The following is a 24,474-nucleotide window of genomic DNA, read 5'->3' as shown; positions in this document are numbered from 1 at the left end:
CGCGAAGGAAAAAAGCGGATGTATGATTTTGTGATTATTGGCGGCGGCATTATCGGTATGTCGACCGCCATGCAGCTGATTGATGTCTATCCGGACGCCAGAATTGCGCTGTTGGAAAAAGAGTCCGGCCCGGCCTGTCACCAGACGGGCCACAACAGCGGCGTCATTCATGCCGGGGTCTATTACACTCCCGGCAGCCTGAAGGCGCAGTTTTGCCTGGCCGGAAATCGCGCCACAAAAGCCTTTTGCGACCAAAACGGCATCCGCTACGACGTCTGCGGAAAAATGCTGGTTGCCACCTCCCCTCTGGAAATGGAGCGCATGCGCGCGCTATGGGATCGCACCGCCGCTAACGGTTTGGAGCGCGACTGGCTGAATGCGCAGGAGCTTCGAGAGCGTGAACCGAATATCACCGGTCTGGGTGGCATTTTTGTTCCGTCGAGCGGGATCGTCAGCTACCGTGAAGTCACCGCCGCGATGGCGAATATTTTCCAGGCCAAAGGCGGTGAGATTATTTACAACGCCGAGGTCAGCGCGCTGAAAGAGCACGCTACGGGCGTGATTGTCCATACCCGTCAGGGCCAGGAATATGAAGGCGCGACGCTGATTAGTTGTTCTGGCCTGATGGCGGACCGACTGGTGAAAATGCTCGGCGTTGAACCTGGCTTTATCATCTGTCCGTTCCGTGGCGAATATTTCCGCCTGGCGCCAGAACATAATCAGATAGTTAACCATCTGATCTACCCCATCCCCGACCCGGCAATGCCGTTTCTCGGTGTTCATCTGACCCGGATGATTGACGGCAGCGTCACGGTCGGCCCCAACGCGGTGCTGGCATTTAAACGTGAAGGCTACCGTAAGCGTGACTTCTCGCTCAGCGATACGCTGGAGATCCTCGGCTCTTCTGGTATTCGCCGCGTGCTGCAAAACAACCTGCGCTCAGGGCTTGGCGAAATGAAGAATTCGCTGTGCAAAAGCGGTTATCTGCGTCTGGTACAAAAGTACTGTCCGAGCCTGACGCTTAAGGATCTGCAACCATGGCCTGCAGGGGTGCGGGCACAGGCGGTATCACCTGATGGCAAGCTTATCGACGATTTTCTGTTTGTCATCACGCCACGCTCAATTCACACCTGTAACGCGCCTTCTCCGGCGGCAACATCGGCAATCCCTATCGGTGCACATATTGTCAGCAAAGTTCATGCGCTGCTGGAGAACCAGAGTAATCCCGGACGCACGCTGCGTGCGGCACGTAGCGTGGAGACATTACACGCCGCATTTACCCGTTAAACCGATTAAGACAGGAAGCAATCATGCAACTTAACGATCCAACCTTATTTCGCCAGCAGGCATTGATCGACGGCAACTGGCGTGACGCCAACAGCGGCGAGACCATCGCGGTGACCAATCCCGCCAACGGTCAGAAATTGGGTAGCGTACCTAAAATGGGGGCAGATGAAACCCGCGAAGCGATTAACGCCGCAAACCGCGCTCTGCCGGCCTGGCGTGCGCTGACTGCCAAAGAGCGGGCCAACATTCTGCGCCACTGGTTCAACCTGATGATTGAGCATCAGGACGATCTCGCCCGCCTGATGACCCTGGAACAGGGTAAACCGCTGGCGGAGGCCAAAGGCGAAATCACCTATGCCGCCTCATTTATTGAGTGGTTTGCCGAAGAGGGTAAACGCATCTATGGCGATACGATCCCTGGCCATCAGGCCGATAAGCGTCTGATCGTCATCAAGCAGCCGATCGGCGTTACCGCCGCGATTACGCCGTGGAACTTTCCCTCAGCGATGATCACCCGTAAAGCCGGTCCCGCGCTGGCGGCAGGCTGTACGATGGTGCTTAAACCCGCCAGCCAGACCCCCTACTCCGCACTGGCACTGGCAGAACTGGCTAATCGCGCCGGGATCCCGGCTGGCGTTTTCAGCGTGGTGACCGGTTCTGCGAGCGCGGTCGGTAACGAGCTGACCGGCAACCCGCTGGTGCGCAAACTGTCATTTACCGGCTCAACCGAAATTGGCCGTCAGTTAATGCAGCAGTGCGCCAAAGACATCAAAAAGGTATCGCTGGAACTGGGCGGCAATGCGCCGTTTATCGTCTTTGACGATGCCGATCTTGATAAAGCCGTGGAAGGTGCGCTGGCCTCGAAATTCCGTAACGCCGGGCAAACCTGCGTCTGCGCCAACCGCCTGTACGTGCAGGACGGTGTGTATGAGCGTTTTGCCGAAAAACTTCAGCAGGCTGTGAGCAAACTGCATCTCGGCGATGGTCTGCAACCTGACGTCACTACCGGACCGCTGATCGACGATAAAGCGGTTGCCAAAGTGCAGGAACACATCGCCGATGCGCTGGATAAAGGCGCGCGCATTATCGCGGGCGGTAAACCTCATGCGCTCGGCGGTAACTTCTTCCAGCCCACCATTCTGGTAGATGTGCCTGACAACGCGAAGGTCGCCAAAGAAGAGACGTTCGGACCATTGGCTCCGCTGTTTCGTTTTAAAGACGAAGCCGACGTCATCGCTCAGGCCAACGACACCGAGTTTGGTCTGGCAGCCTATTTCTACGCCCGTGATTTGAGCCGCGTCTTCCGCGTTGGCGAAGCGCTGGAATACGGCATTGTCGGGATTAACACCGGCATTATCTCCAACGAAGTCGCCCCGTTTGGGGGAATCAAAGCCTCCGGTCTTGGCCGTGAAGGATCAAAATACGGCATCGAAGACTACTTAGAAATCAAATATATGTGCATCGGCCTTTAATAAAATAAATACTGGAGAACACCTGATGAGCACCAACAAAGAACTTATGCAACGTCGCAGCAACGCCGTTCCCCGTGGCGTAGGCCAGATCCACCCTATTTTTGCCGAGCGTGCAGAAAACTGTCGGGTCTGGGACGTTGAAGGCCGTGAATTCCTTGACTTTGCTGGCGGTATTGCAGTGTTGAACACCGGCCACCTGCACCCGCAGATCGTCTCTGCGGTAGAAGCGCAGTTGAAAAAGCTGTCCCATACCTGTTTCCAGGTACTGGCCTATGAGCCATACCTGGAGCTGTGCGAAATCATGAATAAGAAAGTGCCGGGTGATTTCGCCAAGAAAACCCTGCTGGTGACCACCGGTTCTGAAGCGGTAGAAAATGCGGTGAAAATCGCCCGCGCCGCCACCAAACGCACCGGCACAATCGCCTTCAGCGGTGCTTACCACGGCCGTACCCACTACACCTTGTCACTGACCGGGAAAGTGAACCCATACTCTGCCGGAATGGGGCTGATGCCGGGCCACGTGTATCGCGCGCTTTATCCTTGCCCGCTGCACGGCATCAGTGACGACGATGCTATCGCCAGCATTCACCGCATTTTCAAAAACGATGCCGCGCCAGAAGACGTCGCCGCCATCGTAATTGAACCCGTCCAGGGCGAAGGTGGTTTTTACGCCGCTTCCCCTGCTTTTATGCAACGTCTGCGCGCTATTTGTGACGAACACGGGATCATGCTGATTGCTGATGAAGTACAGAGCGGTGCGGGCCGCACCGGTACGCTGTTTGCAATGGAGCAGATGGGCGTTGCGCCCGATCTCACCACCTTCGCTAAATCCATCGCCGGAGGCTTCCCGCTGGCAGGCGTGACCGGACGCGCCGACGTCATGGACGCTATTCCACCAGGCGGTCTGGGCGGTACCTATGCAGGTAACCCAATTGCCTGTGCCGCTGCGCTGGCGGTACTAAACATTTTCGAGCAGGAAAATCTGCTGCAAAAAGCCAACGAGCTGGGGCAAACCCTGCGTGAAGGCCTGTTGGCTATCGCGGAAACCCACCGCGAGATTGGCGACGTACGCGGGCTGGGCGCGATGATTGCTATCGAACTGTTCGAAGACGGCGATCGCACGAAGCCCGATGCCAAACTGACAGCTGAAATCGTCGCTCGTGCCCGCGATAAAGGGCTAATCCTGCTCTCCTGCGGACCTTACTACAACGTGCTGCGCATTCTTGTCCCGCTGACTATTGAAGATGCGCAAATCCGCCAGGGGCTGGACATTATCGCCCAGTGTTTTGCCGAGGCAAAGCAGGGTTAAACCCGTATCAAAACGGGGAGTTTTAAGCCGGATAAGGCGGAGCCGCCATCCGGCAAACAGGGTCAATAACAATAATACGCGTGCCCCGGCGCGGGAATGCCGGGGTGCTCTCCCAAGTGAAATACTTTCGAGAGGTTTAAAGATGGGGCAAGTGTCACAATCACATGATTTAGGGGGCGGGCTGAAATCACGCCACGTCACCATGCTGTCTATTGCCGGGGTAATCGGCGCAAGTCTGTTTGTCGGTTCAAGCGTGGCGATTGCAGAAGCCGGTCCCGCAGTATTATTAGCCTATCTGTTCGCCGGATTGCTGGTGGTGATGATTATGCGCATGTTGGCCGAAATGGCCGTCGCCACACCGGATACCGGTTCTTTTTCCACTTACGCCGATAAGGCCATTGGCCCGTGGGCGGGTTACACCATCGGCTGGTTGTACTGGTGGTTCTGGGTGTTGGTTATCCCGCTGGAGGCGAATATCGCCGCCATCATTCTTCACTCCTGGGTGCCTGGCATTCCTATCTGGCTGTTTTCTCTGGTTATCACGCTGGCATTAACCGGCAGTAATTTACTGAGCGTCAAAAATTACGGTGAGTTCGAGTTCTGGCTGGCGCTGTGCAAAGTGATTGCCATTCTGGCGTTTATAACCCTCGGCGCAGCGGCGATTAGCGGTTTCTACCCTTATGCCGATGTCAGCGGGGTTTCGCGCCTGTGGGATCAGGGCGGCTTTATGCCCAACGGTTTTGGCGCCGTGATCAGCGCAATGTTAATCACTATGTTCTCCTTTATGGGCGCAGAGATAGTTACCATCGCCGCCGCCGAATCCGATACCCCGGATAAACATATCGTTCGCGCCACCAACTCGGTTATCTGGCGTATCTCCATCTTCTATCTGTGCTCTATTTTTGTGGTGGTGGCGCTGATCCCGTGGAACATGCCGGGACTGAAAGAAGTCGGTTCTTACCGCTCGGTACTGGAGCTACTGCATATCCCGCACGCGAAACTGATCATGGATTGCGTCATTTTGCTGTCGGTGACTAGCTGTCTCAACTCCGCGCTGTATACGTCCTCGCGTATGCTCTACTCCCTGAGCCGACGTGGCGATGCCCCCGCTTTTATGGGTAAAACGAACCGCAGTAAAACGCCTTATGTGGCGGTGTTGCTGTCTACCGGTGCCGCATTCCTCACCGTCATCGTCAACTATTACGCCCCGGCCAAGGTGTTTAAATTCCTGATCGACAGTTCCGGTGCCATCGCACTGCTGGTCTATCTGGTCATTGCCGTTTCTCAACTGCGGATGCGTAAAATCCTGCTAGCGCGAGGCGGCGAAATTAAACTGAAAATGTGGCTCTATCCGTGGCTTACCTGGCTGGTCATCGCATTTATTATCTTTGTGCTGGTGGTCATGCTGTTTCGCCCGGCACAACAGCTGGAAGTTATCTCTACCGGATTGTTAGCCATAGGAATTATTTGCACCGTGCCCATTATGTCACGCTGGAAAAAACTGCTATCGTGGCAAAAAGCACCATTGCAAAATACGCATTAAACCTGTTCCCGGCGCAGGCCGGGAAATCCTTTCAGGAGTATGACCATGACCGCCATTCCCCAACCGACGGCCATTGATGGATACCGCTGGCTGAAGAACGACATCATCCGCGGTGTGTATCAGCCTGATGAAAAACTGCGTATGAGCCTGCTGACCTCACGCTATGAGCTTGGCGTGGGACCGCTACGCGAAGCGCTTTCGCAGTTAGTTGCCGAGCGGTTGGTGACGGTAGTAAATCAGAAAGGGTATCGTGTTGCCCCGATGTCAGAGCAGGAGTTGCTCGATATTTTCGATGCCCGCGCCAATATGGAAGCCATGCTGGTCGCGCTGGCCATTGAACGCGGCGACGATGCCTGGGAAGCTGAAATTCTGGCGCGCGCGCATATGCTTAGTAAGCTTGAAGCCATTGATGCCAGCGAACAGATGCTCGACGAGTGGGATCAGCGCCATCAGGCGTTTCACTCGGCGATTGTCGCTGGCTGTGGTTCACAATATCTGCTGCAAATGCGCGAACGACTGTTCGATTTGGCGGCGCGCTACCGGTTTATCTGGCTGCGAAAAACGGTGCTGTCGGTGGAGATGCTGGAAGACAAACACGATCAGCACCAAACGTTGACCGAAGCAATTCTTGCACGCGATGCCGCGCGCGCCAGCGAATTAATGCGCCAGCACCTGCTGACGCCGATTCCGATTATTCAACAGGCGATGTCCGGTAAATTGCTGACGGAATAAGCCTGAATAATATTACTGCTCCGGAATACGTAACACCTGCCCAGGATAGATTTTATCCGGACTTTTCAGCATTGGTTTATTCGCTTCAAATATCTGGTTATACAGGTTGGCATTACCGTAAACCTGTTTAGCAATAGCGCTCAGGGTATCCCCTGATTTCACGGTATAAAACTGGCTTTCGCTCGCGGGCGCAGAGGTTTTAACCTGATCATCTACGCTGGCAATACCGGAGATATTACCAATCGCGATCAGAATTTTTTCTTTCGCCTCCTGACTTAATCCATCACCAGAAACAGTGGCTTTGCCTTCGTTAATTTGCACGTCCACTTTATCCGCATCAGGGATGCCAGTTTTGTTCAGGTGTTCCTGCACTTTTTTTGCCAGATCGGCTGTGTCATGGTTTCCAGTGACCGCATCCCACAGTTTTTCACCCGCATCTTTTACAAAATTGAAGAGTCCCATATCCACCTCGGTAATTAACAATTAACACCCAAAAGTGTAGCAGAGGAGAAAGGGGGCCAAAGAAAACGGCGCCAAAGCGCCGTAGTTGAAAGGAATTAATTACGCGTCTGTATCCAGAAGGCATGGATCAAACCAGGGATGTAGCCCAGCAGCGTCAGAACGATATTGAGGATAAATGCCCAGCCGAGCCCCTTCCCCAGCAGCACGCCAAGCGGGGGCAGAATAATAGTAAAAACGATTCTCCAGAAACCCATACACACTCCCTACAAGCAAAAAATTAATCATTGTTTAAAAAGAGATTTTATCTCTAAGAGTAGCCATTCTCCCCAACTCTGCCAGCATTCCGCGGCTGTTTTACCCTCCTTTACGCTCTTTACGCTGGCGTACGTTGGTTGTTTATTTTAGAATATGCTTAATTTAGATCATGCTTAAATACATATGACTGAACTTGAACAACTCCAGGCCAGCGCAGAACAAGCTGCCGCCCTGCTAAAAGCGATGAGTAACCCGAAACGGTTGCTGATTTTGTGCATGCTCTGCGGTTCACCCGGTACCAGCGCAGGCGAGTTAGCCCGTGTTACCGGCCTTAGCCCTTCCGCCACTTCCCAGCATCTGGCGCGTATGCGTGAAGAAGGTCTGATAGAAAGCCAGCGCGATGCCCAGCGCATCCTCTACTCCATTAAAAATGCGGCTGTGAATTCGCTGATCGCCACATTAAAAACACTGTATTGCCCATAAGGAGCCATCATGACTATTGGGACGATTTCCCCGCGCAAGGCGCAGACACTGATCGCGCAAGGTGCAAAACTGATTGATATCCGCGACGCTGACGAGTATCTGCACGAGCATATTCCTGAGGCTCATCTGGCACCGTTGCCCGCGCTTGAACAGGGATCGCTGCCTGCGAATTTACGCGCCGAGCAGGTGATTTTTCACTGCCAGTCAGGCAAACGTACACAAAATGCGGCAACAAAACTGAGCGCCATTGCTGCGCCCGCGCAGGTCTGGCTGCTGGAAGGTGGAATTGACGGCTGGAAAGCCGCAGGGTTGCCGGTGGCGAAAGACAGTTCACAACCGTTACCGCTGATGCGTCAGGTGCAGATAGCCGCGGGTAGCCTTGCCTTACTCGGTGTTATTCTGGGTTACGCCGTCAGCAGTGCTTTCTTCCTGCTGAGCGGTTTTGTCGGGGCCGGGCTGATTCTCGCTGGCGTGACCGGCTTTTGCGGCATGGCGCGTCTGCTGGACAAAATGCCCTGGAACCGACGTACTCATTAAGCGGTAATCATTGAAACAGCACTGTACCCGCCGGTTGACGTGATCTATGGTGAGTTCTGCGATAAATGATAAATAAAGGAGCGCAACAATATGTTTAAACCTGGCGATCTGGTTCAACCGCGTATGGGCGGTCCAAAACTGAAGGTTGTTGAAGTCAATGACGATCAAATTGTGGCGGTACAAGCCAGTAATGAAAACGGTGATAAATTCACGCTGAAAGCAGCTGATGTCACGCGATATACCGAAGAGGGTGATTTCGGCGTTTGCTGAAAATAAGCGGTGAGGATCTCCTCACCGCCTTCGTAATTAGATCAAAAAGTCATCAAGAGATTTACCAGTAGCCAGCGCCTGGGCAATTGGCTTCGGTGTGCGACCTTGCCCGGTCCATGTTTTCGTTTCACCATTGAGATCGATAAAACGATATTTCGCCGGGCGCGGTTGGCGTTTTTTAACTGAACGTGTCGTAGCCGGTGTTATGCTCAGCAGCTCCTCCGGGCTAATCCCGTCTGCCTGCATCTGCGCCAGCAAGGCATTAATTTTTGCCTGCTGTTCTGCGCGTTGGCGCTGTAGCTGTTCTTCTTCATCGCGCCGTTCTTTGGTCACTACCCTGAATTTTTCAAGCATATCTTCCAGTACATCAACGGAAAATTCACGAGCCATTGCACGCAGCGAGCGGATATTATTTAAGTTTTTTAACATTGAACTCATATTAACAAAACCTCTTTAACGTAAAACATAAAAACGGTATTACGCTAAATATTGTATGCAACTGATTATTATATTTCCAGTCTAATTTATTCACAGGTCATTAAACAAATAGCCAACTCTGATATTTATAGCATCCATTCTGCTATCGCGCAGACAATATATTCTATTACCCTGATTGCAGCTTTGAATATACCTGCAAGGTATCTCAGTGCGTCACTTAAGAAACAGGCAACAGCATCGCGTGGAACCAACGAGTATACATATTGCACATCAGTCAACATTCAGAAAAGGAGCGCAAAAAATTCAGAAAAACAAGCAAAAATAACTCTTTGATCTAAAAGAATTTTAATTAACACAGCAACGAAAACACCAAAACGAACAAAAAACAAACCATTGCAGAGCATTTTATCGACAAAAAGACAATAAATAAAAATTTTAAGCTAGTTGCTAGTTATTATCCAGGCAGATATCCTATTAAAACGCGAAAGCGGCAAGACAAATCACTAGCAGTTAAAGTATTCAAAACCTTTTTCCCCCTTTTTACAAGGAGCATTAACATGTTCTCTCCGCAGTCACGCTTGCGTCATGCAGTAGCAGACACGTTCGCGATGGTTGTTTATTGTTCTGTCGTGAACATGTTGATCGAAATATTCCTTTCTGGAATGAGCTTCGAACAGTCGCTGTATTCCAGATTAGTCGCTATCCCTGTCAACATACTGATCGCGTGGCCATACGGCATGTACCGTGATTTGTTCATGCGCGCGGCGCGTAAAGCCACGCAGGCAGGATGGGCAAAAAATCTGGCGGATGTGCTGGCTTATGTCACCTTCCAGTCGCCGGTGTATGTGATTATTCTGCTGACGGTTGGCGCGGACTGGCACCAGATTACGGCTGCAGTAAGTTCGAACATCGTGGTATCAATGCTGATGGGCGCTGTCTATGGCTACTTTCTTGATTATTGCCGCCGCTTGTTTAAGGTCAGCAGCTATCATCAGGCTAAAGCCTGACACGCTTCTTTGCGACTGGCACTGCCAGTCGCGTTATTAGTTAGAATTAACGTCGCCAAACAACCCGCTCAGATAACGCTCAAGCGCAATACGCGAGCTAAAGCCATGCGGAATACCATAATGCTCATGAGTATCTCCGGCTAAATACAGCGGGAATTGCTGATAATGATCGCAGGTTTTAATATCCGTCGCCGGTTCTGCCAGCGAAGAGCTGCGCTCTTTTAGCGTGGGATGGATAATTAATGCGGTACGTCCCATGCGTGCTTCACGGTTAACGTACACATAATTTTCGCCACGACGATAGCCGTACGTTTTTTGCGTCACTACATCAACGGTAAAGCCCACTTTTTCAAGTACGCGCGCCACCTCATCAGGTCGTAAATACATATTATTTTCCTCGTTATCTTTTACTGCGGGCTTACCTTACCTGATTCAGCATTAGCAACGCTTTCAGAAAAGTCCATAAACGAGTGGCGACGGTGGGACGCATATCGTAAGAACCTTATATACCCTAAATAATTCGAGTTGCAGGAAGGCGGCAAGGGAGCGAATCCCCAGGAGCTTACTAAAGTAAGTGACTGGGGTGAACGAACGCAGCCAACGCACATGCAACTTGAAGTATGACGGGTATAGATTTATGTCAGCGCCATCCGCAGTTGGTACGCCGCCTGTTGCGCCATTTCCGCCGAGCTGATATTGGTAAATGACAGCAATATTCCCCCCTTTCCTTCTGACGTTATTCGCCAGCGGCTTAACGCCTGAACAGCTAACCCGGCCTGATTCGCTTTGCGCACCAGCGCAACATCATCTCCGTCCACACTCATCACCAGTTGAATCCCACCTTCCTGAGGAATGACGCTAAATCCTTGTTCGGTCAGGGCGTTTTCCATCCATTGTCGTCGTTCGGCATAATGTTGTCGCATACGTTTTAAGTGTCGCCAGAAGTGGCCGCCTCGCATAAAATCCGCCAGCGTTTGCTGCCATAGAACCGGGACGCTACAGGCCGTTAGCGCCGCTTGTTGGCGAAAGTGTTCAACCTGGGTCAGGGGCACCACCAGCCATGCCGTACGCAAAGCCGGGAACATCGATTTGCTGAACGTTCCGGCATAAATCACCCGCTGGGGCGCATCCAGACTTTTTAGCGGCGGCAACGGCTTACCGTGGTAACGAAATTCACTGTCATAGTCATCTTCGATTACCCACGCCTGCGCACGAGTCGCCCACTCCAGCAACTGGTGGCGACGGTCTAAAGACAGTGCTACCCCCAGTGGGCTTTGATGTGCGGGAGTGAGCAGTACAAAACGTGCCTGCGGGTAGTCGCGGATCCCGGCGCTGACATCCAGACCATCGGCATCCACCGCTACCGGCTTCAACTCAATGCGTTCTTGAGCCACCACAGGCCGAATCAGCGGAAAGCCGGGATCTTCGACCCACATTCCCTCTCCGGGATGCGCCAGAGCGCGCAGGATTAACGTCATTGATGCCGCATAGCCTGAAGTGATAAAAATCTGCTCTGGCTGGCATTCAATGCTGCGTGAGACCCGCAGGTAATCCACAATCGCCTGACGTAACGCCCGCTCGCCACACACATCGCCCACCGCCAGATCAAAACGCGTTTGGGTGCGCAAACGCCGTCCCATCACCCGCGCCCAGACTTCGCGCGGAAAAAGATCGAGTGCGGGTAATCCCATCTGAAAAGTTTGCGGTCTGGGATTTTCTCCGGCAAAGATGGCAGGAGATGCAGACGCCCTTTCTGGTTGCAGTTGCTCACTGACAAACGTTCCTGCCTGTCCACGCCGCGCGAGCCAGCCCTGCGCCACCAGCTCTGCATAGGCATTTTCCACCGTCGAGCGTGATACTCCCAGCTCCTGGGCCCAGGTCCGACTGGAGGGCAATCTGGTACCGGGCTTGAGTTCACCTTTCTCAATTGCGTTTTTTAACTGACGGGCGATTTGCTGATAGCGCGGCATTTATGGTCTGCTTTTTTTGCAAAAATATGGCTCTCTGTAGCAGTCCATTATAGTGCTACATTGCGGGTCATCCAAACGAGGAGAAATACCATGACCATGTTACGCCAGCCCTATTATGAACTCAGCCCTGAAATCTATAACGCTCTGGTTCAGGCAAGCAAAGCGCTGGAAAACTGCGCGCTGGAACCTACGCTGACGGAACTGATTTACCTGCGGGTCTCGCAAATCAACGGCTGCGCCTTTTGTCTGGAAATGCACAGTAAAGCACTGCGCAAATCCGGAGTTGCGCAGGCCAAACTGGATGCGCTGGCAGGCTGGCGGGTGAGTCACCACTTCAGCGAGCAGGAACGTGCGGCGCTGGCGTGGGCCGAATCGGTCACTCAAATTGCCACTAGTCACGCCGAAGATGACGTTTATCTGCCGCTGCTCGACCATTTCAGCGCGAAAGAGATTAGCGACCTGACATTTGCCATTAGCCTGATGAACTGCTTTAACCGCCTGGCGGTGGGGATGCGCATGTGATTCTGCGCTGCCGGATGGCGGCATAAACGCCTTATCCGGCCTGGGAAGTGCTTTCCTGTAGGCCGGATTAGACGCGACGCGCCGCCATCCGGTAACCTGCGATGGAACATATCACTTCCCCAGCCACGCCCATCACCCAGCCCATCACCAATCTAAAATTCCCATATCTTGTATGGTTGAATATTTTTAAAACTACATCTAGTATCTTTCCTATCAGGACACACACAACCCGACGCCCTCTATCGCGCCGATCTTTTATTTTTAAATGGAAATACGAATCATGCGTATTATTATTTACACTCGCAATAACTGTGTTCAGTGCCATGCCACCAAACGGGCAATGGAAAGTCGTGGTTTTGACTTTGAGATGGTAAACGTCGATTTACAGCCCGATTTGGCTGATAACCTGCGCGATCAAGGGTTTCGCCAGTTACCGGTCGTAGTCGCGGGTGAAACCAGTTGGTCAGGGTTTCGCCCGGACATGATCAACCGTCTGCATCCGGAACACCGTGTGGCCAGCGCATGAGTCAGCTCGTCTACTTCTCCAGCAGCTCCGAAAATACGCACCGCTTTATGCAGCGTCTGGGGCTGCCTGCCATCCGCATTCCGCTTAACGAACGCGAGCCGATCCGGGTAGACGAACCTTACATATTAATCGTGCCGTCCTACGGCGGCGGCGGCACTGCTGGCGCGGTCCCAAGACAGGTGATCCGCTTTTTAAACGATACGCACAACCGGGCGTTAATCCGTGGAGTGATCGCCTCCGGCAATCGTAATTTCGGTGACGCCTACGGTCGCGCGGGTGATGTCATCTCACAAAAATGCGGCGTGCCGTGGCTCTATCGCTTTGAGCTGATGGGCACCCAAAGCGATATCGACAACGTTCGAAAAGGAGTGAGCGAATTTTGGCAACGACAACCGCAGAACGTGTAATGCAGCCAACGCTGGATTATCACGCCCTGAACGCCATGCTGAATCTGTATGATAAAGCCGGGCACATTCAGTTCGATAAAGACCATCAGGCGGTGGAGGCTTTCTTTGCCGCACACGTCCGCCCCAACTCGGTGGCGTTTGCCAGCCAGCAGGAGCGCCTGGAAACGTTGGTGGATGAAGGCTATTACGATGCCAGCGTGTTAGCCCGCTACGATCGCGCGTTCGTGCTGAAGCTATTCACCTACGCCCACGCCAGCGGATTCCGTTTCCAGACGTTCCTCGGCGCATGGAAGTTCTACACCAGCTATACGTTGAAAACGTTCGACGGTAAGCGCTATCTCGAAGACTTTGAGGATCGGGTAACGATGGTGGCACTCACGCTGGCGCAGGGCGATGAAGCACTCGCGATGCAACTGACCGATGAAATGCTCTCCGGGCGCTTTCAACCCGCCACACCAACCTTTTTAAACTGCGGTAAACAGCAACGCGGTGAGCTGGTCTCCTGCTTCCTGTTGCGTATTGAAGACAACATGGAGTCTATTGGTCGGGCGGTCAACTCCGCACTTCAGCTCTCCAAACGCGGCGGCGGCGTGGCATTTTTGCTCTCCAACCTGCGCGAGGCAGGTGCGCCCATTAAACGCATTGAGAACCAGTCCTCTGGGGTGATCCCGGTAATGAAAATGCTGGAAGATGCGTTTTCTTATGCGAATCAACTCGGGGCACGTCAGGGCGCAGGCGCGGTGTATCTGCACGCACACCATCCGGATATTTTACGTTTTCTCGATACTAAGCGCGAAAACGCCGACGAGAAAATCCGTATCAAAACGCTCTCGCTTGGCGTGGTGATCCCGGATGTTACCTTTCGACTGGCGAAAGAAAATGCCCGGATGGCGCTGTTCTCACCTTATGACGTGGAACGGATTTACGGCAAACCGTTCGGTGATATCGCCGTGAGTGAGCGGTATGACGAATTGGTGGCCGACGAACGCGTGCGCAAAAAATACATTAACGCCCGCGAATTCTTCCAGCGGCTGGCCGAGATCCAGTTTGAGTCTGGTTATCCCTACATCATGTTTGAAGATACGGTGAATCGCGCCAATCCGATTGCCGGTCGGATCAATATGAGCAACCTGTGCTCGGAGATTTTGCAGGTTAACAGTGCCTCCACCTACGATGAAAATCTCAATTACGCGCAGATCGGGCACGATATCTCCTGCAATCTCGGCTCCTTGAACATTGCCCATACCATGGATTCACCCGATTTTGGTCGTACCGTGGAAACGGCGGTTCGCGGCTTAACCGCCGTTTCGGACATGAGCCACATCCGCAGCGTGCCTTCGATCGACGCCGGGAACAGCGCGTCGCACGCGATTGGTCTTGGGCAGATGAATCTGCACGGGTATCTGGCGCGGGAAGGGATCGCCTACGGCTCGCCGGAAGGGCTGGATTTCACCAATCTCTATTTCTACACCATCACATGGCATGCGCTGAATACGTCAATGAAGATCGCTCGCGAGCGGGGTCAAACCTTTGCCGGATTCAAACAGTCACGCTACGCCAGCGGCGAGTATTTTAACCAGTATCTGCAGGGCGACTGGCAGCCAAAAACTGACAAGGTCCGCACACTGTTTGCCGCCAGCGGCATTACGCTGCCGACGCGCGAGATGTGGGCGCAACTGCGTGAAGATGTGATGCGCTACGGTATTTATAACCAGAATTTACAGGCGGTTCCGCCCACCGGTTCTATCTCCTACATCAACCATGCCACGTCAAGCATTCACCCGATCGTGTCGAAAGTGGAGATTCGCAAAGAGGGCAAAACCGGGCGCGTTTACTACCCTGCCCCGTTTATGACCAATGAGAATCTGGCATTGTATCAGGATGCCTACGAGATCGGTCCACAAAAAATCATTGATACTTACGCTGAAGCAACGCGGCATGTCGACCAAGGGCTTTCACTGACGCTCTTTTTCCCCGATACCGCCACCACGCGCGATATCAACAAAGCGCAGATTTACGCCTGGCGTAAGGGCATCAAATCCCTGTACTACATCCGACTACGCCAGCTGGCGCTGGAAGGCACCGAAATCGAAGGCTGCGTGTCATGCGCGCTGTAAGGAGGAGAAAATGACATTATCCCGCGTGAGCGCCATCAACTGGAACAAGATTGAGGATGATAAAGATCTTGAGGTATGGAACCGTCTGACCAGTAACTTCTGGCTCCCGGAAAAGGTCCCGCTCTCCAATGACATTCCGGCCTGGCAAACGTTGAACGCAGCCGAACAGCAGCTAACAATCCGCGTTTTTACCGGGCTGACGCTGCTCGACACCATTCAGAATGTTGCCGGAGCACCAGCGTTAATGACTGATTCGTTAACGCCGCATGAAGAGGCGGTGCTGTCGAATATCAGCTTTATGGAGGCGGTGCACGCCCGTTCCTATAGCTCTATTTTCTCCACCCTTTGCCAGACCAAAGATGTGGATGCAGCTTACGCCTGGAGTGAAGAAAATACCCCACTCCAGCGCAAGGCGCAGATCGTTTTGGCGCATTACGCCAGCGACGAACCGTTGAAGAAAAAAATAGCCAGCGTGTTTCTGGAATCCTTCCTGTTCTATTCTGGCTTCTGGTTACCGATGTATTTCTCCAGTCGAGGTAAACTGACCAATACCGCCGATCTCATTCGTCTGATCATTCGTGATGAAGCGGTTCATGGGTATTACATTGGTTATAAATATCAAAAAGGTCTGGAGCATATTTCCGAATCAGCACGCGAAGAGTTAAAGCATTTTGCCTTTGACCTGTTGATGGAATTGTATGATAACGAAGCGCGTTATACGGAAGAATTGTATGCAGAGACCGGCTGGGTGGATGACGTCAAAGCCTTCCTTTGTTACAACGCCAATAAGGCATTAATGAATTTGGGATATGAGGCGCTATTTCCGCCTGAAATGGCGGAGGTTAACCCGGCAATCCTTGCCGCGCTGTCGCCCAACGCTGACGAAAACCACGATTTTTTCTCGGGTTCCGGTTCATCCTATGTGATGGGAAAAGCGGTCGAAACCGAAGATGACGACTGGAATTTCTAGCACTCATTTTCACGGGAAATACCGTACATTTTTCGCGGAAATATTTTAACAGGATCACACTTTTGTCGTGCAAATATAATTGTGTGATCTACACTCAATATCAGACGCATTATTCGCCTGCATTCCAGCAATTCAGGCGACTTTTCATTGCCATTTACAAAAAATATTAAGCCGCTCACATTCGCGCTCAGCCCTTATATCACGGGAAGTCCCGCCACCTGGCCTTTGGCAATATTCATGCCACAACCAAATTCAGGGTTGTCTCAGATTCTCAGTATGTTAGGGTAGAAAAAGGTCACTATTTCCATCAGGTAATATATCGATATAAACAAATAACAGGAATCATTCTATTGCATGGCAATTAAATTAGAAGTTAAAAATCTCTATAAGATATTTGGAGAGCATCCGCAGAGAGCCTTCAAATATATTGAAAAAGGACTTTCAAAAGAGCAGATTCTGGATAAAACGGGGCTATCGCTTGGCGTTAAGAACGCCAGTCTGGCCATTGAAGAAGGCGAGATATTTGTCATCATGGGATTATCCGGTTCGGGTAAATCCACAATGGTACGCCTTCTCAATCGCCTGATTGAACCCACCCGCGGGCAGGTATTGATTGACGGCGTAGACATCGCCCGGATATCCGATGCTGAGCTTCGCGAGGTGCGCAGAAAAAAGATTGCGATGGTGTTCCAGTCCTTTGCCCTGATGCCGCACATGACGGTGCTGGACAATACGGCATTCGGCATGGAATTAGCCGGTGTTGGTGCGGATGAACGTCGTGAAAAAGCGTTAGATGCGCTACGTCAGGTTGGTCTGGAGAATTATGCTCATGGATACCCGGATGAACTTTCCGGGGGTATGCGCCAGCGTGTAGGCCTCGCCCGCGCATTAGCCATTAACCCTGATATCTTATTAATGGATGAGGCCTTCTCAGCCCTCGATCCATTAATTCGTACTGAGATGCAGGATGAACTGGTAAAACTACAGGCGAAGCATCAGCGCACCGTGGTCTTTATATCGCATGATCTCGACGAAGCTATGCGTATTGGCGACAGAATTGCCATTATGCAAAACGGTGAAGTGGTCCAGGTCGGCACGCCGGATGAAATCCTGAATAATCCAGCCAATGATTATGTACGCACCTTCTTCCGTGGCGTTGATATTAGCCAGGTCTTCAGTGCGAAAGATATTTCACGCCGTAGCCCCGAAGGTTTAATTCGTAAAACGCCCGGGGTGGGTCCACGTTCGGCGCTGCAATTATTGCAGGACAAAGATCGCGAATATGGTTACGTGATCGAACGCGGCAATAAATTCGTTGGCGTTGTTTCAATCGACTCCTTAAAAACAGCGTTAAGTCAGGCGCAAGGTATTGAAGCGGCATTGATCGATGAGCCGTTAGCCGTAGATGCACAAACTCCTCTCAGCGAGTTGCTTTCTCATGTCGGCCAGGCCCCGTGCGCGGTGCCGGTTGTTGATGAGGAACAGCAGTATGTGGGCGTCATTTCAAAACGCATGCTGTTACAGGCTTTAGATCGTGAGGGGGTAAACAATGGCTGATCAAACTAATCCGTGGGATACCACACCAGCGGCCGACAGCGCCGCACAAACTGCCGATGCCTGGAGCACGCCATCCGGTGCGCCCACTGACGGCGGTGGCGCGGACTGGCTGACCAGCGCCCCCGCGCCGGCACCAGAGCATTTCAATATTATGGATCCGTTCCATAAAACGCTGATCCCACTGGACAGCTGGGTCACAGAGGGGATCGACTGGGTCGTTACCCATTTCCGTCCGGTCTTCCAGGGCATTCGTGTCCCGGTGGATTACATTCTCAACGGTTTTCAACAGCTGCTGTTAGGTATGCCAGCCCCGGTGGCGATTATCCTGTTCGCGCTGATTGCCTGGCAGATTTCCGGTGTTGGGATGGGCGTTGCTACGCTGATTTCCTTGATTGCCATCGGTGCCATCGGCGCGTGGTCGCAGGCCATGATAACCCTGGCGCTGGTGTTGACCGCGTTGCTGTTCTGCGTGGTGATCGGTCTGCCGATGGGGATCTGGTTGGCGCGCAGTCCACGGGCAGCAAAAATTGTTCGCCCGCTGCTGGACGCCATGCAAACCACACCCGCGTTTGTCTATCTGGTGCCGATTGTCATGTTGTTCGGTATTGGTAACGTCCCGGGCGTAGTAGTGACGATTATCTTCGCCCTGCCGCCAATCGTACGTCTGACTATTCTGGGGATTAACCAGGTGCCAGCCGATCTGATTGAAGCCTCGCGTTCGTTTGGTGCCAGCCCGCGTCAGATGCTGTTTAAAGTGCAGCTCCCGCTGGCAATGCCCACCATTATGGCTGGGGTTAACCAGACGCTGATGCTGGCGCTCTCAATGGTCGTCATCGCGTCGATGATTGCCGTGGGCGGGCTGGGTCAGATGGTTCTGCGCGGAATTGGTCGTCTGGATATGGGGCTTGCCACCGTCGGCGGAGTTGGGATTGTGATCCTCGCCATCATTCTGGATCGCCTGACACAGGCCGTTGGTCGCGATTCGCGTAGCCGTGGCAACCGTCGCTGGTACACCACTGGTCCCGTTGGGCTTATCACTCGCCCTTTCACGAAGTAATTCACCCGTTGCCCGGTGGCGCATGCATACCGGGCCAACACGTCCCTCCAATAATTAAGGAACAACGATGCGACAGAAAATTATTATTGCCACAGCGTTTGCCACCCTTGTCTCCACCAGCACTTTCGCTGCCGACCTGCCGGGCAAAGGCATCACCGTACAGCCAATCCAGAGCACTATCTCTGAAGAATCCTTCCAGACGCAGTTAGTCGCCCGTGCGCTGGAGAAACTGGGTTACACCGTTAACAAAACCAGCGAAGTTGACTACAACGTCGGCTATACCTCCATTGCCTCTGGCGATGCAACTTTTACCGCCGTGAACTGGCAGCCGCTGCATGATGATATGTACGCCGCGGCGGGCGGAGACAAAAAGTTTTATCGCGAGGGGGTATTCGTTACGGGTGCCGCACAGGGTTATCTGATCGACAAAAAAACCGCTGAGCAGTACAAAATCACCAATATCGCCCAGTTAAAAGATCCGAAGATCGCCAAAATCTTTGACACCAACGGTGACGGAAAAGCCGATATGATGGGCTGTTCACCGGGCTGGGGTTGTGAAGCAGTAATCAACCACCAGAACAAAGCTTTCGATTTGGAAAAAACCGTCGAAGTCAGCCACGGTAACTATGCAGCGATGATGGCTGACACCATTACCCGCTTCAAAGAAGGTAAACCCATTCTTTACTACACCTGGACACCGTACTGGGTCAGCGACGTAATGAAGCCGGGTAAAGATGTGGTCTGGCTGCAGGTGCCGTTCTCTTCCCTGCCAGGCGAGCAGAAAGATATTGATACCAAGCTGCCAAACGGCGCCAACTACGGCTTCCCGGTGAACACGATGCATATTGTCGCCAATAAAGCCTGGGCAGAGAAAAACCCGGCTGCGGCGAAACTGTTTGCCATCATGAAGCTGCCGCTGGCGGATATCAACGCGCAGAACGCAATGATGCACGACGGGAAAGCGTCTGAAGCCGACGTGCAGGGTCACGTTGACGGCTGGATCAAAGCCCACCAGCAGCAGTTTGACGGCTGGGTGAACGAAGCGCTGGCCGCGCAGAAATAACCCACTCACAGGCCTGATGAGCGTATTGCCATCAGGCCAGTAACCGCATAAATGCCGGATGGTGGCGCGATGCGCCTTATCCGGCCTATCCACCCTCCTCCAATCGCACAATCCATCACTCAACAAATCAGCAACATTTAATCACTTCCGTTATGATTGTTTTCTGCAATCCATTATTCAGTTGAAAACCATGACGAAAACAACTCAGGGACTTAGCCCTTCGCTAATCCTGTTAATGTCTATCGCCACCGGCCTCGCCGTCGCCAGTAACTATTATGCGCAGCCGCTGCTCGACACCATCGCACGCAACTTTTCGCTCTCTGCCAGTACCGCAGGGTTTATCGTCACCGCGGCCCAGCTCGGCTACGCCGCCGGCCTGCTGTTCTTAGTGCCGCTCGGCGATATGTTTGAACGCCGGATGCTGATTGTCTCCATGACGCTGTTAGCGGCTGGTGGCATGCTGATCACCGCCAGCAGCCAGTCGCTGGGTATGCTGATCCTTGGTACTGCCCTGACCGGGCTGTTCTCGGTCGTGGCACAGATTTTGGTTCCGCTGGCGGCAACACTTGCCACACCGGACAAGCGCGGTAAGGTCGTCGGCACGATTATGAGCGGCCTTTTGCTAGGTATTCTACTGGCGCGAACCGTGGCGGGATTACTGGCGAATCTTGGCGGCTGGCGCACTGTATTTTGGGTCGCATCAGTATTAATGGCGCTGATGGCGGTTGCACTGTGGCGCGGCCTGCCGAAGATGAAATCCGATACCCATCTCAACTATCCGCAGCTGTTAGGCTCCGTATTCAGCCTGTTTATTAACGATAAATTGCTGCGTACCCGCGCGATGCTGGGCTGCCTGACTTTTGCCAATTTCAGTATTCTGTGGACCTCGATGGCATTTTTGCTCGCCGCGCCGCCGTTTAACTATTCGGAAGGAATGATTGGTCTGTTCGGTCTGGCGGGTGCCGCAGGGGCGTTAGGCGCACGTCCGGCGGGCGGTTTTGCCGATAAAGGTAAATCCCACCTGACCACAACCATGGGGCTGCTGTTACTACTGCTCTCCTGGCTTGCTATTTGGTTTGGGCATGCTTCAGTCCCCATGCTGATTATCGGTATTCTGGTGTTGGACCTCACCGTTCAGGGAGTGCACATCACCAACCAGACGGTTATCTATCGCATTCATCCTGACGCGCGTAATCGCCTGACCGCCGGATACATGACCAGCTATTTTATTGGCGGAGCGGCAGGTTCGCTGATTTCAGCCTCTGCCTGGCAGCATGCCGGGTGGGCTGGCGTTTGTCTGGCAGGTACGACCGTTGCCATACTCAACCTGTTGGTCTGGTGGCGAGGTTTTCACCGTCAGGAAGCCGTAAATTAAGCGTATAACGCATGTTTACCGCTGATTGGGCTCCACAGGGTGTTAAGGAGCCCATCAGTCTGCTAAGGTTATAACTCATTGAACCAAGTTATATTAATTTCGGTAATGAAACCTATAACCCTATGGAAAGCCCTGTACCCCAGTCTGAATCCAGTTCGGCAACGTTAACGGAAGGATTCAAAGACAGCCTGCCAATAGTTATCAGCTATATTCCGGTCGCTTTTGCATTTGGTCTCAATGCCACTCGCCTTGGCTTTACGCCGGTTGAAAGCGTCTTTTTCTCCTGCATTATCTATGCGGGAGCCAGCCAGTTTGTCATTACCACCATGCTCGCCGCAGGCAGTTCGCTGTGGGTCGCCGCGCTGACCGTCATGGCCATGGATGTCCGTCATGTTTTGTACGGCCCTTCCCTGCGTAGTCGGATCGCCCAGCGACTGAGTAAACCCAAAAGCGCGCTGTGGGCTTTTGGCCTTACCGATGAAGTCTTTGCCGCTGCAACGGCGAAACTGGTACGGGATAACCGGCGCTGGAGTGAAAACTGGATGATCGGCATTGCGCTATGCTCCTGGGCCTCCTGGGTGTTTGGTACGGTGCTCGGCGCGTTTTCCGGCAGTGGTTTACTCATAGATTACCCGGCGGTTGAAGCGGCACTGGGCTTCATGCTCCCGGCGCTGTTTATGAGCTTCCTGCTCGCGTCATTCCAACGAAAACAGGCGCTTTGCGTGACTGCGGCCCTGGCCGGGGCGCTGGCTGGCGTCATGCTGTTTTCCATCCCTGCCGCTATCCTTGCAGGTATTGTCTGTGGATGCCTGACGGCGCTCATCCAGTCATTTTGGCAAGGAGGTCCTGATGAGCTATGAAGTTCTGCTACTTGGCCTGTTGGTCGGCTGCGTAAATTACTGTTTTCGCTATTTGCCGCTCCGTCTTGGGGTCGGCAATGTTCGCCCGACGAAGCGCGGCGCGACGGGCATATTACTCGACACTATTGGCATTACATCAATTTGCGCCCTGCTGGTGGTGTCTACCGCGCCAGAAGTGATGCACGACGCTCGTCGGTTCGTGCCTACTCTGGTGGGGTTTGTCATACTGGGTGCAAGCTTCTATAAGACCCGCAGCATCATCATTCCAACGTTACTGAGTGCTCTGGGCTATGGATTAGCCTGGAAAATGCTGGTTGTCTTATAGATAAAAACAATCATTTTAAATTAATAATACATTTACTTTATTTGTCACTGTCGTTACTATATCGGCTGAAATTAATGAGGTTATACCCAAATGGATAGTTCGTTTACGCCCATTGAACAAATGCTAAAATTTCGCGCCAGCCGCTACGAAGAGTTCCCTTATCAGGAAGTGCTTCTGACTCGTCTATGCATGCACATGCAGGGCAAGCTGCTGGAAAATCGCAATAAGATGCTGAAAGCTCAAGGGATTAACGAGACGTTGTTTATGGCGTTGATTACGCTGGAGTCTCAGGAAAACCACAGTATTCAGCCTTCTGAACTGAGTTGTGCGCTTGGCTCGTCACGTACTAACGCTACCCGCATCGCGGATGAGTTAGAAAAACGTGGCTGGATCGAACGTCGCGAAAGCGATAACGATCGCCGCTGTCTGCATCTGCAATTGACCGAGAAAGGCCATGCATTTTTGCAAGAGGTGTTACCGCCTCAGCATAATTGCCTGCACCAGCTCTGGTCGTCTCTTAGCACCACCGAAAAAGATCAGCTTGAGCAAATTACCCGTAAACTTCTGACCCGTCTTGATCAGATGGAGCAGGATGGCGCGGTGTTAGAAGCGCTGCGCTAAGGCGTCGACTCGCTCAGAAATCCAGATTTATAAATGAAAAAACCGACAGGCCAGCACGCATACTGCTGGCCTGTCTGATAAACAGGTCGGCTCAGCCGATGTGAATAAAAAGAAGATCGTGGAGAAAAACATGAGCGCAAATGCGGAGACTCAAACCCCGCAGCAACCGGTCAAGAAGAATGGCAAACGTAAAAGTCTGCTTCTCCTTCTGACCTTGCTCTTTATTATCATTGCCGTGGCATATGGGATTTATTGGTTTTTAGTACTGCGTCATTACGAAGATACAGATGATGCGTACGTGGCAGGGAACCAGGTTCAAATCATGGCGCAGGTATCAGGCAGCGTGACGAAAGTCTGGGCTGATAACACTGACTTTGTAAAACAAGGCGATGTGCTGGTCACCCTCGACCAGACAGATGCCAAACAGGCATTTGAAAAAGCCAAAACTGCGCTGGCCTCCAGCGTGCGTCAGACGCACCAGTTGATGATCAACAGCAAGCAGTTACAGGCCAACATTGAAGTGCAGAAAACAGCTCTGACGCAGGCACAAAGCGATTTTAATCGCCGTGTCCCGCTGGGCAATGCCAACCTGATTGGCCGCGAAGAGCTGCAACATGCGCGTGATGCCGTCGCCAGCGCTCAGGCTCAGCTTGATGTCGCAATCCAACAATATAATGCTAACCAGGCAATGATTCTCGGCAGCAAGCTGGAAGATCAACCCGCCGTACAACAGGCCGCCACCGAAGTGCGCGATGCCTGGCTGGCGCTGGAACGTACCAGAATTGTCAGCCCAATGACCGGTTATGTATCCCGTCGCGCCGTACAGCCTGGTGCGCAGATTAGCCCAACCACGCCGTTAATGGCGGTTGTTCCGGCCACCAACCTGTGGGTGGATGCCAACTTCAAAGAAACACAGCTCGCCCACATTCGTATTGGCCAACCCGCGACGGTTGTCAGCGATATTTATGGCGATGACGTGAAATATACCGGTAAAGTTGTCGGCCTCGATATGGGAACGGGCAGCGCCTTCTCCTTGCTGCCAGCACAAAACGCGACCGGTAACTGGATCAAAGTCGTCCAGCGTCTGCCGGTGCGTATCGAACTGGATGCGCAGCAACTGGCACAGCATCCTCTGCGGATCGGTTTGTCTACGCTGGTTACAGTCGATACCTCCAATCGTGACGGACAAATTCTGGCAAGCCAGGTCCGCACCACGCCGGTATCAGAAAGTAATGCACGTGAAATCGACCTTGCTCCGGTCAATAAGATGATCGAAGAGATCGTGCGGGCCAACGCGGGCTAATTCAAA

At 52.7% G+C, this 24,474-nt stretch carries 27 protein-coding genes; 22 read left to right on the top strand and 5 right to left on the bottom strand.

Annotated features, from left to right (window positions below; all coding sequences use genetic code 11):
• Window positions 1-18 precede the first annotated feature (18 nt).
• From lhgO to csiR, 5 genes are all read left to right on the top strand, one after another.
• Entirely contained in the window at window positions 19-1,287 is a 1,269-nt protein-coding gene (gene lhgO / locus GUC46_RS05380) for an L-2-hydroxyglutarate oxidase (protein ID WP_130715435.1), read from the top strand.
• A gap of 23 nt (window positions 1,288-1,310) precedes the next feature.
• Entirely contained in the window at window positions 1,311-2,759 is a 1,449-nt protein-coding gene (gene gabD / locus GUC46_RS05375; RefSeq protein WP_049002293.1) for an NADP-dependent succinate-semialdehyde dehydrogenase, read from the top strand.
• Window positions 2,760-2,784: 25 nt separating this feature from the next.
• On the top strand, window positions 2,785-4,068 hold the full coding sequence (gabT, locus tag GUC46_RS05370; protein ID WP_003839700.1) for a 4-aminobutyrate--2-oxoglutarate transaminase: 1,284 nt from the start codon (window positions 2,785-2,787) through the stop codon (window positions 4,066-4,068).
• Window positions 4,069-4,210: 142 nt separating this feature from the next.
• Window positions 4,211-5,611 (top strand): GABA permease, encoded by a 1,401-nt coding sequence (gene gabP / locus GUC46_RS05365; protein WP_003839698.1) that lies wholly within the window; start codon window positions 4,211-4,213, stop codon window positions 5,609-5,611.
• A 45-nt stretch (window positions 5,612-5,656) separates the two neighbouring features.
• On the top strand, window positions 5,657-6,343 hold the full coding sequence (gene csiR / locus GUC46_RS05360) for a DNA-binding transcriptional regulator CsiR (protein ID WP_003037236.1): 687 nt from the start codon (window positions 5,657-5,659) through the stop codon (window positions 6,341-6,343).
• Between the two features lie 12 nt (window positions 6,344-6,355).
• Here csiR and lysM read toward each other — a convergent pair whose 3' ends face one another.
• Together lysM and GUC46_RS05350 are read right to left on the bottom strand one after the other, a co-directional pair.
• Window positions 6,356-6,805, bottom strand: a complete 450-nt coding sequence (lysM, locus tag GUC46_RS05355) for a peptidoglycan-binding protein LysM (RefSeq protein ID WP_003037241.1) — start codon at window positions 6,803-6,805, stop codon at window positions 6,356-6,358.
• A gap of 95 nt (window positions 6,806-6,900) precedes the next feature.
• On the bottom strand, window positions 6,901-7,059 hold the full coding sequence (locus tag GUC46_RS05350; protein WP_032949882.1) for a YqaE/Pmp3 family membrane protein: 159 nt from the start codon (window positions 7,057-7,059) through the stop codon (window positions 6,901-6,903).
• Window positions 7,060-7,243: 184 nt separating this feature from the next.
• Between GUC46_RS05350 and GUC46_RS05345 the strand changes: the two genes are divergently transcribed.
• The 3 genes from GUC46_RS05345 to GUC46_RS05335 all read left to right on the top strand — a co-directional run bounded on the left by GUC46_RS05345 (window position 7,244) and on the right by GUC46_RS05335 (window position 8,350).
• Window positions 7,244-7,543, top strand: a complete 300-nt coding sequence (locus tag GUC46_RS05345; RefSeq protein WP_003037247.1) for a helix-turn-helix transcriptional regulator — start codon at window positions 7,244-7,246, stop codon at window positions 7,541-7,543.
• Window positions 7,544-7,552: 9 nt separating this feature from the next.
• Entirely contained in the window at window positions 7,553-8,080 is a 528-nt protein-coding gene (locus GUC46_RS05340) for a rhodanese family protein (protein WP_160179875.1), read from the top strand.
• Between the two features lie 90 nt (window positions 8,081-8,170).
• Complete coding sequence (locus GUC46_RS05335) at window positions 8,171-8,350, top strand: hypothetical protein (RefSeq protein WP_003037253.1); 180 nt, start codon at window positions 8,171-8,173, stop codon at window positions 8,348-8,350.
• 36 nt (window positions 8,351-8,386) lie between these two features.
• On the opposite strand, the gene stpA is transcribed toward GUC46_RS05335, so the two are convergent.
• Entirely contained in the window at window positions 8,387-8,788 is a 402-nt protein-coding gene (stpA, locus tag GUC46_RS05330) for a DNA-binding protein StpA (RefSeq protein ID WP_003839690.1), read from the bottom strand.
• 557 nt (window positions 8,789-9,345) lie between these two features.
• On the opposite strand from stpA, the gene alaE reads away from it, so the two are divergent.
• The gene (gene alaE / locus GUC46_RS05325) at window positions 9,346-9,795 is read left to right on the top strand and encodes an L-alanine exporter AlaE (RefSeq protein WP_003037259.1); all 450 of its coding nucleotides are present in this window, start codon (window positions 9,346-9,348) and stop codon (window positions 9,793-9,795) included.
• 36 nt (window positions 9,796-9,831) lie between these two features.
• Here the strand turns inward: alaE and GUC46_RS05320 are convergent, their stop codons facing one another.
• Entirely contained in the window at window positions 9,832-10,182 is a 351-nt protein-coding gene (locus tag GUC46_RS05320; protein ID WP_044699663.1) for a DUF2002 family protein, read from the bottom strand.
• 248 nt (window positions 10,183-10,430) lie between these two features.
• Window positions 10,431-11,765 (bottom strand): PLP-dependent aminotransferase family protein, encoded by a 1,335-nt coding sequence (locus GUC46_RS05315; protein ID WP_071698756.1) that lies wholly within the window; start codon window positions 11,763-11,765, stop codon window positions 10,431-10,433.
• A 90-nt stretch (window positions 11,766-11,855) separates the two neighbouring features.
• Between GUC46_RS05315 and GUC46_RS05310 the strand changes: the two genes are divergently transcribed.
• From GUC46_RS05310 to emrA, 13 genes are all read left to right on the top strand, one after another.
• Window positions 11,856-12,287 (top strand): carboxymuconolactone decarboxylase family protein, encoded by a 432-nt coding sequence (locus GUC46_RS05310; protein ID WP_003037267.1) that lies wholly within the window; start codon window positions 11,856-11,858, stop codon window positions 12,285-12,287.
• Between the two features lie 280 nt (window positions 12,288-12,567).
• A complete protein-coding gene (nrdH, locus tag GUC46_RS05305; RefSeq protein ID WP_003037270.1) occupies window positions 12,568-12,813 on the top strand; it encodes a glutaredoxin-like protein NrdH in 246 nt (81 codons plus the stop codon).
• Window positions 12,810-13,220 carry a class Ib ribonucleoside-diphosphate reductase assembly flavoprotein NrdI gene (gene nrdI / locus GUC46_RS05300; RefSeq protein ID WP_003037273.1) on the top strand — a complete coding sequence of 137 codons (411 nt, stop codon included), beginning with the start codon at window positions 12,810-12,812 and terminating at the stop codon, window positions 13,218-13,220. The genes nrdH and nrdI overlap by 4 nt, the downstream gene beginning before the upstream one ends.
• Window positions 13,193-15,337 (top strand): class 1b ribonucleoside-diphosphate reductase subunit alpha, encoded by a 2,145-nt coding sequence (nrdE, locus tag GUC46_RS05295; RefSeq protein WP_160179873.1) that lies wholly within the window; start codon window positions 13,193-13,195, stop codon window positions 15,335-15,337. Before nrdI ends, nrdE begins: the two co-directional genes overlap by 28 nt.
• A 10-nt stretch (window positions 15,338-15,347) precedes the next feature.
• A complete protein-coding gene (gene nrdF, locus GUC46_RS05290; protein ID WP_016150870.1) occupies window positions 15,348-16,307 on the top strand; it encodes a class 1b ribonucleoside-diphosphate reductase subunit beta in 960 nt (319 codons plus the stop codon).
• A 354-nt stretch (window positions 16,308-16,661) separates the two neighbouring features.
• Entirely contained in the window at window positions 16,662-17,864 is a 1,203-nt protein-coding gene (proV, locus tag GUC46_RS05285; protein ID WP_003037282.1) for a glycine betaine/L-proline ABC transporter ATP-binding protein ProV, read from the top strand.
• A complete protein-coding gene (proW, locus tag GUC46_RS05280) occupies window positions 17,857-18,921 on the top strand; it encodes a glycine betaine/L-proline ABC transporter permease ProW (RefSeq protein WP_003037285.1) in 1,065 nt (354 codons plus the stop codon). The genes proV and proW overlap by 8 nt, the downstream gene beginning before the upstream one ends.
• 67 nt (window positions 18,922-18,988) lie before the next feature.
• On the top strand, window positions 18,989-19,984 hold the full coding sequence (proX, locus tag GUC46_RS05275; protein WP_043017315.1) for a glycine betaine/L-proline ABC transporter substrate-binding protein ProX: 996 nt from the start codon (window positions 18,989-18,991) through the stop codon (window positions 19,982-19,984).
• 190 nt (window positions 19,985-20,174) lie between these two features.
• Window positions 20,175-21,359, top strand: coding sequence for an MFS transporter (locus GUC46_RS05270; RefSeq protein ID WP_044713351.1), 1,185 nt, complete (start codon window positions 20,175-20,177; stop codon window positions 21,357-21,359).
• A gap of 122 nt (window positions 21,360-21,481) precedes the next feature.
• Window positions 21,482-22,219 (top strand): AzlC family ABC transporter permease, encoded by a 738-nt coding sequence (locus GUC46_RS05265; protein WP_130715431.1) that lies wholly within the window; start codon window positions 21,482-21,484, stop codon window positions 22,217-22,219.
• Entirely contained in the window at window positions 22,209-22,544 is a 336-nt protein-coding gene (gene ygaH / locus GUC46_RS05260; protein ID WP_003037297.1) for an L-valine transporter subunit YgaH, read from the top strand. Before GUC46_RS05265 ends, ygaH begins: the two co-directional genes overlap by 11 nt.
• Before the next feature lie 90 nt (window positions 22,545-22,634).
• Entirely contained in the window at window positions 22,635-23,165 is a 531-nt protein-coding gene (gene emrR / locus GUC46_RS05255) for a multidrug efflux transporter EmrAB transcriptional repressor EmrR (RefSeq protein WP_003037300.1), read from the top strand.
• Window positions 23,166-23,295: 130 nt separating this feature from the next.
• Window positions 23,296-24,468 (top strand): multidrug efflux MFS transporter periplasmic adaptor subunit EmrA, encoded by a 1,173-nt coding sequence (emrA, locus tag GUC46_RS05250; protein ID WP_016150872.1) that lies wholly within the window; start codon window positions 23,296-23,298, stop codon window positions 24,466-24,468.
• The last annotated feature ends 6 nt before the right edge of the window (window positions 24,469-24,474 follow it).

Origin of the sequence: Citrobacter sp. LUTT5 (assembly GCF_009905315.1) — a bacterium.
GTDB classification, from domain to species: domain Bacteria; phylum Pseudomonadota; class Gammaproteobacteria; order Enterobacterales; family Enterobacteriaceae; genus Citrobacter; species Citrobacter freundii.
Note: the sequence above shows the minus strand (reverse complement) of the source record. Positions and strands in the feature narration are given on the sequence as shown.